At 70.8% G+C, this 13,976-nt stretch carries 12 protein-coding genes; 7 read left to right on the top strand and 5 right to left on the bottom strand.

Annotation, left to right across the window (positions count from 1 at the left end):
• Nucleotides 1–35: 35 nt before the first annotated feature.
• Nucleotides 36–1,034 (bottom strand): helix-turn-helix transcriptional regulator, encoded by a 999-nt coding sequence (locus ACIRHA_RS33855; protein WP_403853798.1) that lies wholly within the window; start codon nucleotides 1,032–1,034, stop codon nucleotides 36–38.
• 124 nt (nucleotides 1,035–1,158) lie between these two features.
• Here ACIRHA_RS33855 and ACIRHA_RS33850 point away from each other — a divergent pair, with 124 nt between their 5' ends.
• Nucleotides 1,159–2,688, top strand: a complete 1,530-nt coding sequence (locus ACIRHA_RS33850) for an MFS transporter (RefSeq protein WP_403853796.1) — start codon at nucleotides 1,159–1,161, stop codon at nucleotides 2,686–2,688.
• A gap of 32 nt (nucleotides 2,689–2,720) precedes the next feature.
• On the opposite strand, the gene ACIRHA_RS33845 is transcribed toward ACIRHA_RS33850, so the two are convergent.
• The gene (locus ACIRHA_RS33845; RefSeq protein ID WP_403853794.1) at nucleotides 2,721–4,013 is read right to left on the bottom strand and encodes an extracellular solute-binding protein; all 1,293 of its coding nucleotides are present in this window, start codon (nucleotides 4,011–4,013) and stop codon (nucleotides 2,721–2,723) included.
• Nucleotides 4,014–4,088: 75 nt separating this feature from the next.
• Between ACIRHA_RS33845 and ACIRHA_RS33840 the strand changes: the two genes are divergently transcribed.
• From ACIRHA_RS33840 to ACIRHA_RS33820, 5 genes are all read left to right on the top strand, one after another.
• On the top strand, nucleotides 4,089–4,742 hold the full coding sequence (locus tag ACIRHA_RS33840; RefSeq protein ID WP_403853792.1) for a TetR/AcrR family transcriptional regulator: 654 nt from the start codon (nucleotides 4,089–4,091) through the stop codon (nucleotides 4,740–4,742).
• 118 nt (nucleotides 4,743–4,860) lie between these two features.
• Nucleotides 4,861–5,625: a glucose 1-dehydrogenase gene (locus ACIRHA_RS33835; RefSeq protein WP_403853790.1), complete on the top strand. Its 765-nt coding sequence runs from the start codon at nucleotides 4,861–4,863 to the stop codon at nucleotides 5,623–5,625.
• 217 nt (nucleotides 5,626–5,842) lie between these two features.
• Nucleotides 5,843–6,604: a DeoR/GlpR family DNA-binding transcription regulator gene (locus ACIRHA_RS33830; RefSeq protein WP_403853788.1), complete on the top strand. Its 762-nt coding sequence runs from the start codon at nucleotides 5,843–5,845 to the stop codon at nucleotides 6,602–6,604.
• An 83-nt stretch (nucleotides 6,605–6,687) separates the two neighbouring features.
• Complete coding sequence (pfkB, locus tag ACIRHA_RS33825) at nucleotides 6,688–7,635, top strand: 1-phosphofructokinase (protein ID WP_403853966.1); 948 nt, start codon at nucleotides 6,688–6,690, stop codon at nucleotides 7,633–7,635.
• Nucleotides 7,636–7,726: 91 nt separating this feature from the next.
• Nucleotides 7,727–9,829, top strand: coding sequence for a fructose-specific PTS transporter subunit EIIC (locus ACIRHA_RS33820; protein WP_403853786.1), 2,103 nt, complete (start codon nucleotides 7,727–7,729; stop codon nucleotides 9,827–9,829).
• A gap of 40 nt (nucleotides 9,830–9,869) precedes the next feature.
• On the opposite strand, the gene ACIRHA_RS33815 is transcribed toward ACIRHA_RS33820, so the two are convergent.
• Nucleotides 9,870–11,294 (bottom strand): recombinase family protein, encoded by a 1,425-nt coding sequence (locus ACIRHA_RS33815; protein ID WP_403853784.1) that lies wholly within the window; start codon nucleotides 11,292–11,294, stop codon nucleotides 9,870–9,872.
• A gap of 223 nt (nucleotides 11,295–11,517) precedes the next feature.
• On the opposite strand from ACIRHA_RS33815, the gene ACIRHA_RS33810 reads away from it, so the two are divergent.
• Nucleotides 11,518–11,766 carry a hypothetical protein gene (locus ACIRHA_RS33810; protein ID WP_403853782.1) on the top strand — a complete coding sequence of 83 codons (249 nt, stop codon included), beginning with the start codon at nucleotides 11,518–11,520 and terminating at the stop codon, nucleotides 11,764–11,766.
• 50 nt (nucleotides 11,767–11,816) lie between these two features.
• Here ACIRHA_RS33810 and ACIRHA_RS33805 read toward each other — a convergent pair whose 3' ends face one another.
• Together ACIRHA_RS33805 and ACIRHA_RS33800 are read right to left on the bottom strand one after the other, a co-directional pair.
• On the bottom strand, nucleotides 11,817–12,596 hold the full coding sequence (locus ACIRHA_RS33805; RefSeq protein WP_403853780.1) for a DUF6227 family protein: 780 nt from the start codon (nucleotides 12,594–12,596) through the stop codon (nucleotides 11,817–11,819).
• Between the two features lie 196 nt (nucleotides 12,597–12,792).
• Entirely contained in the window at nucleotides 12,793–13,968 is a 1,176-nt protein-coding gene (locus ACIRHA_RS33800; RefSeq protein ID WP_403853778.1) for an Ig-like domain-containing protein, read from the bottom strand.
• Nucleotides 13,969–13,976: the final 8 nt, after the last annotated feature.

Here is a 13,976-nt window from a genome sequence, read left to right as displayed (position 1 = left end):
GCCTTTCAATCGCCGCAGGGGCTTGAAGGGCCTGCTCAATCGCCGGAGGGGCTTGGTTGGGTTGATTGGGTCAGTCGGTTGGCCAACTCGCGTACTGCCGTGGTCAGTTCCTCCGGGCCACGCACCGTGAACTCGTAGCCCGTCATCGCCAAGCGGACCGCCATCCACTGCACCGGATCGGTCGTCGTCGCTCGGAGGCGACTCCGTTCCTCCGACAGTGCCTCCGGCGCGCCCAGCGCCGGGGGCATGTGTGTTGCCACCTGGTCGGCCGGGGCCGCGAACTCCACGTCGAGTTCGTACGCGTCGGCCGCGCCCCACGAGGACACCGAGCGCCGCACGTACTCCGCCGCGTCCCCCTCCGGCACCTCCCGCGGAGCGAACCGCGCACCGGTGGCGAACGGGTCCGAGATCCGGTCGACGCGGAAGGAGCGCCAGTCGTCGCGGTCGATGTCGTACGCGACCAGGTACCAGCGGCGGCCCGTCGACACCAGTCGGTGGGGCTCCACCAGGCGGCGTGATTCCGAGGTGTCGCGCGCCCGGTAACTGAAGCGCAGACGTTCGCTGCCCGCGGCCGCCGAGGCGATCACGGTGAGCGTCTCGGGTGCGATCGTGGCGCCGTCGCCCGAGGTCAGCGGGGTGGTCGCCGTCTGGAGCGTGGCCACGCGGTGGCGCAGGCGCGAGGGCAGCACCTGTTCGAGTTTGGCGAGCGCCCGCACCGAGGCCTCCTCGATGCCCTCCACCGCGTGCCCGGCGCCGGCCCGCAGGCCCACCGCGATCGCCACCGCCTCCTCGTCGTCGAGCACGAGCGGCGGCAGCGCCTTGCCCGCGACGAGCCGGTACCCGCCGTCCGCGCCGAGCGTGGCCTGCACCGGATAGCCGAGGTCGCGCAGCCGGTCGATGTCGCGGCGCACCGTGCGCCGGCTGATCCCGAGCCGGGCGGAGAGCTCGCTGCCCGGCCATTCGCGGGGTGTCTGGAGCAGGGACAGCAGTTGCAGCAGCCGCACGGGCGTCTGCGCGCCGGTCGCCCCGGTCATCGTGGAACCGCCGCCATCGTCATCGTCGTCGTCACGTGGGTCGTGCGAGTCATGCGAGTCATGGAACCAAGCATGCCGGGGAACTAGGACCTCTTATGGCCTATATGGGTTCTAGTTTTCCGGCATGAGTTCTTCGAGCAGCACCCTTCCCGAGGCCGGGCCGACGGCCGACCGCAGGCGCTGGTTCGCCCTCGCCATCGTGATGACGGCGGCCTTCATGGACCTCGTCGACGTGACGATCGTCAATGTCGCCCTGCCGACCATCCAGCACGACGAGGGCGCCTCGACCGGGCAGATCCAGTGGATCACCGCTGGTTACGCGCTCGCCTTCGCCGCCCTGCTCATCACGGGCGGCAGGCTCGGCGACATCTTCGGCCGCAAGCGGCTCTTCCTCCTCGGCGTCGGCGGATTCACCCTCGCCTCCGCACTGTGCGGCTTCGCCGCGAACCCCGAGATGCTGGTCGCCTCGCGGATCCTGCAGGGCGGCATGGCGGCGATGATGGTGCCGCAGGTGCTCTCGATCGTGCACGCGACGTTCCCCGCGCACGAACGCGGAAAGGTCTTCGGCCTGTTCGGCGCGATCGTCGGCCTGGGTGCCGTGTCCGGGCCACTGCTGGGCGCGCTGCTGACCGAGTGGAACATCGGGGGCCTGGAGTGGCGCCCCATCTTCCTCATCAACCTGCCTGTCGGCATCGCCGCGCTCGTCCTCGGCTCGCGCGTCATCAGCGAGTCCAAGGCTCCGAAGGCGCTGAAGCTGGACCTCGTCGGCGTCGTCCTCGTCACGCTCGCCATGCTGGCGCTCGTCTACCCGCTCACTCAGGGCCGCGAGAACGGCTGGCCGCTGTGGGGGTACGTGATGATGGCGGCGTCCGTCGGGCTCGTCGGCGTACTCGTCGCGTACGAGAGGGCGAAGGCGCGGCGCGACGGGTCGCCGCTGATCGAGCTGTCGCTGTTCAAGGTGAAGAGCTTCGCGGCCGGTATCGCCGTGCAGACCGTCTTCGGCCTCGTCATGGGCATCTTCTTCCTGACCTGGACGCTCTACATGCAACTCGGCCTCGGCTGGAGCGCGTTGCGGGCGGGCGTCACCGGGGTGCCGTTCTCGATCGCCGTCTCGGTCGCCGCGAGCATCTCCGTGCAGAAGCTGGTGCCGCGCTTCGGACGCAAGGTGCTCCAGGCGGGCGCGCTCACGATGGCGGCCGGTGTCCTGATCTACGTCGTCGAGGCCGGGCACTACGGACTCGGCATCGCCTCCTGGCAGATGGCGCTGCCGCTGGTCGTGATGGGGCTCGGCATGGGGCTGATCGTCGCGCCGCTGACCGACGCGGTGCTGTCCGAGGTGCCGCGCGAGCACGCGGGCTCGGCGTCCGGGCTCATCAACACGGTGATGCAGATGGGCAACGCGCTCGGCCTCAGCCTGGTCTCCGTCGTCTTCTTCAACGTGGTGGAGGACGGGTTGGCGCGGGGCGTCGGCGACGCGGCGTTCGTGGACGGGTTCCGGAGTGCGTTGGTGTGGGTGGCGGGGGTTCTTGTGGGGATCTTCGTGCTGATGTTCGCGTTTCCGAAGGCCTCGGGAGGGGCGGGTGGGGTTGTTTCGGGGGACGCCGAGGACGTGGTGGTGGAGCGGGAGCCGGAAGCGGAGCGGGAGTTGGTGTGACGGTTGCGGGGCTCCGCCCCGGACCCCGCGCCTCAAACGCCGGCGGGGCTTATTTGGTCCAGGGACTCCAGCACCCGGGCCGGCTCGCCGCCGGGGGTCACCGCCTCGCCGATCCGCTGACGCACCGCCGAGCGGACCTTGGGCCAGGAGCGCAGGCCCACCGGGTGGAACTCGGCGTCCGGCATCTGGTCGACGAACGTCCACAGTTTCCGCTGTGAACGGTCGGCCCGCAGTGCGTCGGAGGCCGTCACGGTCACCGGCAGCGTGGCCTGCGCGCCGCCGTACGTCTTCGCGGAACCGGTGCCGTACAGGAACGTCAGGAACTTCCCGGCCTCCTCGACATGGCCGCCGCTCTTGAACGCCATCATCCAGTCGTTGAGCCCCACCGGGGGCGCCGCCTCGTTCCCCTCCTTGAGCGGGAACGGGGCGTGCGCGTACGGCAGTCGGGCCTTGTCGGCGGCGCCGAGCAGTACCGGGTGGGCGATGAGCATGCCGGCCCTCCCGCCGAGGAACTGGGCGTACGCCTGTGTCCTGGTGAGCTTCGCCGGGTCGGCGCCCGCGAGGCCGGGCCCGGCCAGTTCGTCGCGCAGCCAGGTCAGGGTCGACCTGTTCTCCGTGGTGCCGAAGTCGTAGCCGTCGATCCCCGAGTAACCGCCGCCGCCCGAGAGCAGCCACGCGAGGAGTTCGTCCTCCGCGGCCTCGGGGCCGAACTGCAGGGCGTACGGGGTGGGGACGCCGATGGTCTTCAACGCCTGTGCCGCGGTGCGGAGTTCGGCCCAGGAACGCGGCGGGCCCGTGAGGCCGGCCCGCTCGAAGAGGCCCGTGTTGTAGAAGAGGCGCGGGGTGCTGGCGAGGATCGGGATGCCGTACTGGACGGAGTCGACCCGGCCCGCGTCGGCGAAGGAACGGATGAAGTTCGCCTGCGTGGGCACGTCGAAGAGCCGCTCCGCCGGGTACAGCAGGCGGTCCTCGGCGTACGGGGCGAAGAGGTGGCCCTGCGCGATGTCGGGGGCGCGGCCGTCCTTGACGCGGCGGGCGAGAACCGCGTCGATCTTCAGGAACGGGACGCGCTCCACCTCGACGTGGATGTCCGGGTGCTTCTTCTCGAAGGCCCGTACGACGTCGTCCCACTGGTCGCCGATGGAGGCGCCGACGCTCTTGTCGTAGCTCGATACGAGGAGGTCGAGGGTGACCTTGTCGCCATCGGCGCCGTCGCCCCCGTCGCCCGAACCGCAGCCGGTCAGGGCCAGGGCGCCCGCCCCCGCTCCGGCCAGGCCCGTCGTCCTCAGAAAGTGCCGCCGCCGCACTGCTCTCGCCTCGCTCACGTGATTGATCGGTCCACTTGGCACGACCACTTCCGGGTAGTGGCATGTTGTGCCACACAGGCATACCATGTCCGTATGGCAGGTACTGCGATGGTGACGCCGACCCCGACGCTGACCGAGCGACGCAAGGCCGCCACGCGCCTGGACATCGCGCGCGCCGCGGCCGAGCTGTTCACGCGGGACGGCCTGCGGGCCACGCGCGCAGAGGACATCGCGCGGGCGGCGGGCGTCGCGCCGCGCACCTTCTACCGGTACTTCGCGACCAAGGAGGAGTCGGTCGCGCCGCTCCTCGACGCGGGGGCCCACCAGTGGGCGGAAGCGGTCCGCGAGGCGCCCGCGGACCTGCCGGTCCCCGCCGCGCTGCGGTACGCCGTGGAGCGCGCGCTCACCGCCGACGACCCGGCGAACGCGGCGTCCCTCGGCTGGGTCCGCGCCCTCCTCCGCCTCACCGGGGAGAGCCCGGCGCTGCGGGCCGTCTGGAGCGACACATGCCGAGTCTCGGAGTCGACCCTCCTCACGATCCTCACGGCCCGCACGGAAGGGGCGGGCGCCCCGGACCTGCGACTGCGCCTGCTCGCCGGGGTGGCGACCACGGCCGTACGGGTCGCAGTGGAGACCTGGGCACACTCGGACGCCCCACCGACGGGCCCAACAGGCCCAGCAGCACTGGCACTGACGTGCCTGAACCAATCAAGCCCCGCCGGTAATTCAAGCCCCTGCGGCGATTGAGCAGCGGGGTCCGGGGCGGAGCCCCGATCTTTCAAGCCCCGCCGGCGATTGAGGCGCGGGGTCCGGGGCAGAGCCCCGAGTCGTCAACCACGGGGGGCCACAACCAAAGGGAGCCGAAATGAACAACCTCACCGGCAAGACCATCCTGATCACCGGAGGTGCCCGCGGAATCGGCGCCGAAATCGCCCACCTGGCCACAACCGCCGGCGCCGCCACCGTCATCGCCGACGTCCTCGACGACGAAGGCAAGGCCCTCGCCACCGAACTCGGCGCAAACGCCCGCTACACCCACCTCGACGTGACGTCGGAGGACGACTGGCAGGCCGCCCTCGCCTACGCCACCACCGAGTTCGGCGGCATCGACGGCCTGGTCAACAACGCCGGTATCTCCACCGGCATGCCCTTCGAGACGGAGAGCGTGGAACGCTTCCGCCAGGTCCTCGACGTCAACCTCGTCGGCGTCTTCGCGGGCATGAAGACCGTCGTCCCCGCGATGAAGGAGGCGGGCGGCGGCTCGATCGTCAACATCTCCTCCGCGGCCGGCCTGATGGGCCTCGCGCTCACCTCCTCGTACGGCGCCTCGAAGTGGGGCGTGCGCGGCCTCACCAAGATCGCGGCGGTCGAGCAGGGCACCGCGCGGATCCGCGTCAACTCCGTGCACCCCGGCATGACGTACACCCCGATGACCGCGCAGGTCGGTATCCAGCAGGGCGAGGGGAACTACCCGAACACCCCGATGGGCCGCGTCGGCGAGGCCGACGAGATCGCGAAGGCGGTGGTCTTCCTGCTGTCGGACGACTCCTCGTACATGACGGGCGCGGAGCTGGCCGTGGACGGCGGCTGGACCACGGGTCCGACGGTGAAGTACGTGATGGGGCAGTAGTCCGTACGCACCCCCGAAGGGCCCGGCTTCCTCCAAGAGGCCGGGCCCTTCGCGCTGCCCCGCCCCGCCCGGCCCGGCCCGGCCCGACCTCCAGACGTGTGCCCGTTTGTGTCTGCATGACGCCCGAACCTGTTTACTTTCTGGAAATCCAGTCGTAGCCTCACGGGAGAGCAACACATTCGGGCACGCTCGCAGAAGAGGACACAGGTAAACGGACATGTACGCACCCGAGCGCCAGCAGGAGATCCTCCGCCTCGCGCGCGACGGCGGACGGGTCGACGTGCTGTCGCTGGCCGAGGAGTTCCAGGTCACCGCCGAGACCATCCGGCGCGACCTGAAGGCCCTCGACCGCGCGGGCCTCGTCCGGCGTGTGCACGGCGGCGCCATACCGGCCGGCCGCCTCGACTTCGAGCCCGACCTCGCCGAGCGCGAGGGCACCGCCGCCGACGAGAAGGACCGCATCGCCCACGCCGCGCTCGCCGAACTGCCGGCCGAGGGCAGCGTGATCCTCGACGCCGGGTCGACCGTCTCCCGGCTCGCGACCGCGCTGCCGCTGGAGTCCGAACTGACCGTCGTCACCCACTCGTTGCCCACCGCCGCCCGGCTCGCGGACCACCCCGGCGTCCAGCTCCACCTCGTCGGCGGCCGCATCCGCCACCGCACCCGCGCCGCCGTCGACGCCTGGTCGCTGCGCGCGTACGGGGAGATCCGCGCGGACGTCCTCTTCCTCGCGGCGAACGGCTTCTCGGCGGAAGCCGGACTCACCACGCCCGACCTCGCCGAGGCGTCCGTGAAGCGGGCCACCGTCGCCGCGGCCCGCCGCGTCGTGCTGCTCGCCGACTCCGGCAAGTGGGGCCAGGAGCACTTCGCCCGGTTCGGCGACCTCGCCGATGTGGACCTGCTGATCACGGACACCGGCCTCGCCCCCGAGGACGCGGCGGCGATCGAGGCGGGCGGCACGGAGGTGGTCCGCGTATGACTCGTACGGCCACCACCGGCCCGCACCACCCCGAGCACGAAAGCAACGAGAACAACGAAGGCAACGAAAGCAATGGCACGCGCATGATCCTCACCGTCACCCCCAACCCCTCCCTCGACCGCACCTACGAGGTCCCGGGCCTCGACCGCGGCGAGGTCGTCCGCGCGAGCGGCGAGCGCATGGACCCGGGCGGCAAGGGTGTCAACGTGTCGCGGGCCGTGGCCGCCGCCGGGGCGCCCACGCTGGCCGTCCTTCCGCTGGGCGGCGCCCCCGGCGCCCTGGTCGCCGAACTCCTCGACGGGCAGGGCATCAAGGTCGCCCCGGTCCCGGTCGAGGGCCACACCCGCTCGAACATCGCGCTCGCGGAGCCGGACGGCACCCTCACGAAGATCAACGCCCCCGGCCCCGAACTGTCCGCCGCGGAAGCCGAGTCGCTGGTGTCGGTCGTGGGGGAACAGTCGGCGGGCGCCGACTGGATCGCCTGCTGCGGCAGCCTGCCGCGGGGCCTGGAGCCCTCCTGGTACGCCGAGTTGGTGGCCCGCGCGCACGCCGCGGGCGCCCGTATCGCGCTCGACACGTCCGGGCCCGCTCTGCTGGCCGCCCTCCGCGAACGCCCCGACGTCGTCAAGCCCAACGCCGAGGAGCTCGCCGAGGCCGTCGGCCGCCCGCTCGCCACGGTCGGCGACGCGGTCAAGGCGGCGGAGGAGCTGCGGGAGTTGGGCGCGGTCGCCGTGCTCGCCTCCCTCGGCGCGGACGGCCAGATCCTGGTCGACGCGAGCGGCGCCTGGTTCGCCTCGGCCCCGGTCGACGCGGTGCGCAGCAATGTCGGGGCGGGCGACTCCTCCCTCGCCGGCTTCCTGATCGCGGGCGGCGAGGGCCCGAAGGCGCTGGCCTCGGCGGTCGCCCATGGCGCGGCGGCGGTCCAGCTGCCGGGCAGCGCCATGCCGACGCCGGCGGACCTCCGCCCGGACGCGGTGCGGCTGACGGCCGAGCCCCCGGTGGACCGCACCTTGAAGGAGCCCGCGCGATGACGCCGCCCGCCGCACACCCGGACCACCCAGAAGTCACCCCACCCATACGTAGGCCCATCCGTAGGCCCATCCGTAGGCAAAGGAGCCCGCGATGACGGAGATGATCACCGCGGACCTGGTCGACCTCGACCTGTCCGCCCCGACCAAGGACGAGGCCGCCCGTTCCCTCGCGGAGCGCATGGTGGCGCTCGGCAGGGTCACCGACCTCGACGGCTTCCTCGCCGACGTCGCGGCCCGCGAGGCCCAGATGCCGACCGGCCTCGACGGCGGCATCGGCATCCCGCACTGCCGCAGCGCACACGTCACCGAGCCGACGCTCGCCTTCGGCCGCAGCGCGGAGGGCATCGACTTCGGCGCCCCGGACGGCCCCGCCGACCTGATCTTCCTGATCGCGGCCCCGGCGGGCGCGGACGACGCCCACCTCACGATCCTGTCCTCCCTGGCCCGCCAACTGATGGACGAGGACTTCAAGTCGGCCCTGCGCGCGGCGACCGACGCCGAAGCAGCGGCATCACTGATCCGCGGCGACGAGCCGGCCCCCGATCCCGTAGAGCCGGAAACGGCGGAACGCGTAGAGCCGGAAGCGGCGGAATCCGTAGCGTCGGAAACGGCGGAACCCGTAGAGCCGGAAGCGGCGCAAGCCGAAGTGCCCGTCGAGCAGCCGGCCACGTTCAAGATCGTCGCGGTCACCTCCTGCCCCACCGGCATCGCCCACACCTACATGGCGGCCGAGTCCCTGGAGAACACCGGCCGCGACACCGACGGCGTCGAACTCGTCGTCGAGACGCAGGGCTCCTCCGGCTTCACCCGCCTCGACCCGGCCGTCGTCGCGGCCGCCGACGGCGTGATCTTCGCCCACGACGTCCCCGTACGCGAGAAGGAACGCTTCGCCGGAAAGCCCACGGTCGACGTCGGAGTCAAGGCCGGCATCAACCGCCCCGCCGAACTCATCACAGAGGTCCGGGAGAAGGCATCCCGCGGCGAGATCACGGGCCACGCCGACTCGTCATCCACACCTGTGGACAACTCCGGTGACTCCACGGACGGTTACGGCACAAAGCTCCGCAAGTGGCTGATGTCGGGCGTCAGTTACATGGTGCCGTTCGTGGCGGCGGGGGGTCTGCTGATCGCGATCTCCTTCGCGCTCGGCGGCTACAAGATCGCCAACACCGATGTCCAGTCGGTCGTCGACGCCTTCAACTGGGGCTCGATGCACAGCTGGGCGGCCCTCATGTTCTGGACCGGCCAGGCGGCCTTCGCCTTCCTGGTCCCGGTCCTCGCCGGCTACATCGCATACGGCATGGCGGATCGGCCCGGCCTGGTGCCCGGCTTCGTCGCGGGCTCGATCGCGGTCACGATCAACGCGGGCTTCCTCGGTGGACTGGTCGGCGGTCTGATCGCCGGTGCGCTGGTCATGGCGATCCAGCGGGTCAAGGTGCCCGACGTACTGCGCGGCATCATGCCGGTCGTGGTGATCCCGCTCGTCTCGTCGGCGCTCGTCGGCTTTCTGATGTTCGCCGTCGTGGGCCAGCCGATCGCCTGGGTGCAGACGCGGCTGACCGACTGGCTGGGTTCGCTGTCGGGCTCGAACGCGATCATTCTGGGCGTCGTGCTCGGCGTGATGATGGCCAGCGACCTGGGCGGCCCGCTCAACAAGGTCGCCTACGCCTTCGCGGTGGGCGGCCTCGCCAACCCCAACGACGGCTCGCTCAAGGTGATGGCCGCCGTGATGGCGGCCGGCATGGTCCCGCCGCTGGCCATGGCGCTCGCGACGACCGTCCGGTCGAGGCTCTTCACCAAGGCCGAGCGGGAGAACGGCAAGGCGGCCTGGGTTCTGGGCGCCTCCTTCATCACTGAGGGCGCCATCCCCTTCGCGGCGGCCGATCCGTTCCGCGTGATCGTCCCGTCGATCGTCGGCGGCGGCGTCACCGGCGCCCTCTCCATGACCTTCGGCGCCACCCTCCGCGCCCCCCACGGCGGCATCTTCGTCGTCCCCCTGATCGGCAACGCCTGGCTGTACCTGGTGGCGATCGCGGTGGGCACCTGCGTCACCGCGGCGCTGACCGTGCTGCTCAAGTCCCTGCGGAAGTCCGCCGACCAGCGGCCGGACCGTGCACCTCAGGAAGTCGCGGCGGCTTCTCACGAGGTCGTGGCGGAGCCGGAGACCCGGCAGACTCAGCCGGCCGGGGCCTGACGGAACAGCGCGAATCACCCCCTCGCAGGGCGGCGGTCCCTCAGCGGGACCGCCGCCCTCTGCCGATCGCCCGAGCTGCCTCCGACGGGTGCTCCGCCCAGACGATGTCGACCGTGGCCGGGTCGAACCAGCGGCCGCGCGGTGCCGGTCGTAGCCGGACCTCGTCCACATGTGTGGCCAACTGTGCACGTCTCTCCGGCAGTTTGAGCAGGAGCCAGTGCTCCGTGGTGTGCTGGGCCGATCGCAGCAGCTCCGTGTGGCGTCGGACCAGAGCGTTGTAGCGGTAGATCGACTCGGCGTCCGCCGCGAGCGGAGCCGGAGCGACGGTGGTGGCGGACGCCACCTGACTCAACCGAGTCAGCAACTCGGCCGTGACGTAGCTCTCCAGTGAGGCGGCCGTGCGGGTCAGCCGACCACATCCGCCGTTGATCGAGGGGCAGCGGTAGAACGGCTGTCTTGCTCCGGCGGACGCGCCGGTGCGCACCGTGCGCGACGAGACGACCATCGACGCCCCGCATTCCGCGCAGCGGACCCGGCCCGACAACAGGCGGGTGTAGAGCCCCGGCGGTGGACCGCTGTGGCCGCGTTCGTGGGCCGCGTCGAGCTGTTCCTCGAGGCTGCGCACCGCGGCCCAATAGGTCGCGGGAGCTGCGACCCGCTGCCAATCGCCCATGACAGCACGGCCGTTGTCGTCGTGCAGCACCAGATCGGGTGTCCACAGCTTCGAGGCGTTGCGCCGTGCCTCGACCGAGGCGTAGATGCGGTACCCGATGTTGCGCGGATTGATCAGACGGAGCAGCACGGTCTTGCGTGAGACCGGCTTGCCGGTGCGGCCCGTCACACCGTGGTCGAGCCAGTCCGCGCGGATCTCGCGCACACAGGCACCTTCGGCGGCGGCTTCGATGCCGCGACGAAGCAATGACGCGGCCGGGTCCTGCAAGCGGCCGTCCCGGTCCCAGCCCCACGCGGTCGCGCCGATGTGCGGCCGCCCTGCCAACGCCCGGTGCAGATTGGCGGCCTGTTGGCGCCGAGCTGTCGCGGCGGCTTCCTTGCCCCCGTCGAGTGCCTGCTCCAGAAACAGGGCGCGTCCGTGGCTCTGGGACAGGTTGACCCCGCCTTCCACCGATCTGCCGGACAAGTGCAGGTGCTCTTCGTACAGAGCGCATACGCGTGCGGCGTCGGATGCGCGCCGGGCGACCCGGTCGGAGTGGGCGAACAGGAAACCGTCGAGCGCCCCGGCGGCGAGGTCGGACAAGAGCTCCTCGAAGGCGGGGCGGTACACGCCTGGCAACGATGCCGAAAGGGCGTTGTCCGCGTACACACGGACCACCACGGCCCCGAGGGTGGCCGCGAGTCGTCTGCACGCCGCTTCTTGCCGGGCCACCGCTTCGCCTGGGCGAACGCCGTCGGGCCCCGGTTCCTCGTCCGACTGTCGGACGTAGACGCCCAGCGAAACCGTCTTCATCGCACCTCCACCGTGACGCTCCGTGCACAGAACGCTATGAGTGAAGGTGTCGACTGGTATGAGAAGACGAAGGAATCACCCAGGAGAGCTATTACCCGCACAGCGTTCGATGTGGCGGGCCCACACTGCCCCGACAGGTGCGTCCCTGAGTGGGCTGTCCGGGGTTGCGAGATACGTCACGGTCCGGGACCAAAGTCCCGGACTGTGGTGTTCACTGGAGCGCATGCCTGAGCACGTGTCGATCCTTCAGCAGCTGGGCCTGGCTCTGGTCGCTCTCGCGGCCGTGGCCTGGGTGATCGGACTGGCCCGCCTGGTGCGCACTGTCGCCTTCGCCCCGCCGCAGCCGCGGACACAGCTGCCGATGGGCGTGCTGCCGGCCCAGTCCAGGGCGCCCGCGCTCGAGTCGGTGCCGCTGACGGCCGACGAGCAGGACGCCTTCGCAGGCCTTGTACGGGAGTTCAGCCGCCGGTAGTCCGGGGGAGGGCCGGGCTTGGGCCCTGTCTTCGAACTCCCGGGCAGGAGTTACCGCCGGGCCCGCGGGTGGGACGCCGCCCGGCGCTCCATCGTCGCCCGCGCCGCTTCCTGCGTCGCGTACACCTCGCACATGTGCCGACCGTCCGGCGTAGCCGTGTGCTCGACCTCCCAGAGACTGACCTCGCAGCCGTCGCGCAGCAGGAACGCGTGCTCGTACAGCGCGAAACCGTGGCCGACGCGGCAGCCGAAGGCCTGGGTGATCTGGTGCGCGCACGCCTCCCGCAGCAGCCGCGCGATGCCGGGGCCGGGGCGCGTCGAGACGTCCGGGTTCTCCGCGCGGCGCAGCAGGCGGCGTGCGTGGTCGACGGAGCTGTGCGGGTCGCGGGCGCCGAAGGTGCGGCGCATCGGCGGGACCGGGGGGAGCTTGACGGGGGTCATGGGGACGTGGAGGTCGAACTCCGGCTCGGCTTCCAGGGGCAGCGGCAGCCGTCCCGTCGCCAGGTGCAGCTCGTCCTCGGACGCGTAGACCTCGTGCTGCGGTGCGCCGTCCCGCCCCGTGTTGTGCACGAGCTCCCAGAGGGTGAGCGAACCGCCGTCGATCAGCAACCAGTTGTGCCGGTAGGTCTCGCGGTGGCGGCCCGCGCTGTGGTGGGCCGAGTGCAGGGAGCCCGCGTACGCGAGCGCTCCGTCGAGCCGCTCCAGCGTCTCGTCGGGCAGGTCGAAGGAGTTGAGCGCGCGACCGAGGAGCCGCCCGAGCTGCGCTTCGGGTGACGCGTCCGACTCGGTCCCTAATCCGGCACAGGTCTCGGAGTCATGCGGAAAGCTCAAGGCACCTCCCAGTATCGCTTCGTGTCACCTCGTGGGTGCATACCGTAGTCCTTCGCTCGGACATCGTGTCCGTGAAATGGCAAACGAAATGACAAACGAAATGACAGACGGAGAGCGGGATTTGAGCAACGTGCCTGGACAACGCGCGGGCCGCGCGGTGGGTTCCCGCGCGGCCCGTGTCGGTGCAGTCGGCCGGTCAGGCGGCGCTGCCCGCCGTCCACTGGTCCCACGCCATGTTCCAGCCGTTGAGGCCGTTGTCCGGGGCGACCGTCTCGTCGTGCGAGTTCTTCATGACCACGACGTCGCCGACGAGCGAGTTGTCGTAGAACCACTTGGCGGTCGTGTCGCCGCCCGCGCCCTTCACGTCCCGCATGCCGACGCAGCCGTGGCTGGTGCCCTGCGAGCCGAAGATGCCCGGTGAGCTCCAGTAGTTGCCGTGGATGAACGTCCCGGACTGGGACAGGCGCATCGCGTGCGGCACGTCCGCGATGTCGTACTCCCCGCCGAAGCCGACCGTGTCGCCGTTCATGCGCGTCTGCACGAACTTCTCCGAGATCACCATCTGCCCGTTGTACGTCGGGTGTTCGTTGCTTCCGGTCGAGACGGGCACCGTCTTGATCGTCCTGCCGTCGCGGACGACCGTCATCTCCTGCGTGTTCGCGTCGACCGTGGAGACCTGCGAGCGGCCGACGGTGAAGGTCACCGTCTTGTCCTGCACGCCGTGCACCCCGTTCGCCCCCTCGACGCCGTCGAGGTCGATCTTCATCGTGACCTTGGAGCCGGCCTTCCAGTAGTCCTGGGGCCTGAAGTCCAGGCGCTGCGCGCCGAACCAGTGGCCGACGACCTTCTGGCCGCTGCTGGACGTCACCGTGATGTGCGACTGCACGTCCTTCTTGTTGGTGATCGCCTTGTCGAACGTGAAGGAGGCCGGCATCCCGACCCCGACCGTCTTCCCGTCGTCCGGTGTGTACGTCCCGATGAAGCTGTTGGCGCTGGAGACCGTCGTGAAGATGGAGTTGGCGGCGGCCTTCTGTCCGCTGTCGTCCTTGGCGGACGCGGAGATCCGGTACTTGGTGCCGCGCTCCAGCTGCTCCTTCGGCTTCCACGCCGCGCCGCTCTTCACGATCGTGCCGGGCACGGTCTTGCCGCTCGCCGACTCGGTCATCTTTACGGTGGTCAGCTTGCCGTCGCTGACCTTCACGCCCGTCGCGTTGATCGACGCACCGGTCGAGCCGTCCTTGGCGGAGATGGTGATCTTTGGGGCGTCGCCACCCTTGTCGTCGCTGGCGGTGGCATCACCCCCGCAGGCCGTGAGGGTCAGTGCGCCGACGGCGAGTGCCGCGCACACGACGGCTTTGTTCTGCCTGCTCACGGTCTGCT

The sequence above is a fragment of the Streptomyces sp. NPDC102360 genome, assembly GCF_044766085.1.
In the GTDB taxonomy this organism is placed as follows: Bacteria; Actinomycetota; Actinomycetes; order Streptomycetales; family Streptomycetaceae; genus Streptomyces.
This window is presented reverse-complemented; position numbering and strand designations above follow the sequence as displayed.

What these genes read in the sequence shown, in the direction of transcription:
- ACIRHA_RS33840 (WP_403853792.1), top strand. Translation starts at nt 4,089, where the DNA reads ATGGCAGGTACTGCGATGGTGACGCCGACCCCGACGCTGACCGAGCGA.
- ACIRHA_RS33835 (WP_403853790.1), top strand. Translation starts at nt 4,861, where the DNA reads ATGAACAACCTCACCGGCAAGACCATCCTGATCACCGGAGGTGCCCGC.
- ACIRHA_RS33810 (WP_403853782.1), top strand. Translation starts at nt 11,518, where the DNA reads ATGCCTGAGCACGTGTCGATCCTTCAGCAGCTGGGCCTGGCTCTGGTC.
- ACIRHA_RS33820 (WP_403853786.1), top strand. Translation starts at nt 7,727, where the DNA reads ATGACGGAGATGATCACCGCGGACCTGGTCGACCTCGACCTGTCCGCC.
- ACIRHA_RS33850 (WP_403853796.1), top strand. Translation starts at nt 1,159, where the DNA reads ATGAGTTCTTCGAGCAGCACCCTTCCCGAGGCCGGGCCGACGGCCGAC.
- pfkB (WP_403853966.1), top strand. Translation starts at nt 6,688, where the DNA reads ATGATCCTCACCGTCACCCCCAACCCCTCCCTCGACCGCACCTACGAG.
- ACIRHA_RS33815 (WP_403853784.1), bottom strand. Translation starts at nt 11,294, where the DNA reads ATGAAGACGGTTTCGCTGGGCGTCTACGTCCGACAGTCGGACGAGGAA.
- ACIRHA_RS33855 (WP_403853798.1), bottom strand. Translation starts at nt 1,034, where the DNA reads ATGACCGGGGCGACCGGCGCGCAGACGCCCGTGCGGCTGCTGCAACTG.
- ACIRHA_RS33830 (WP_403853788.1), top strand. Translation starts at nt 5,843, where the DNA reads ATGTACGCACCCGAGCGCCAGCAGGAGATCCTCCGCCTCGCGCGCGAC.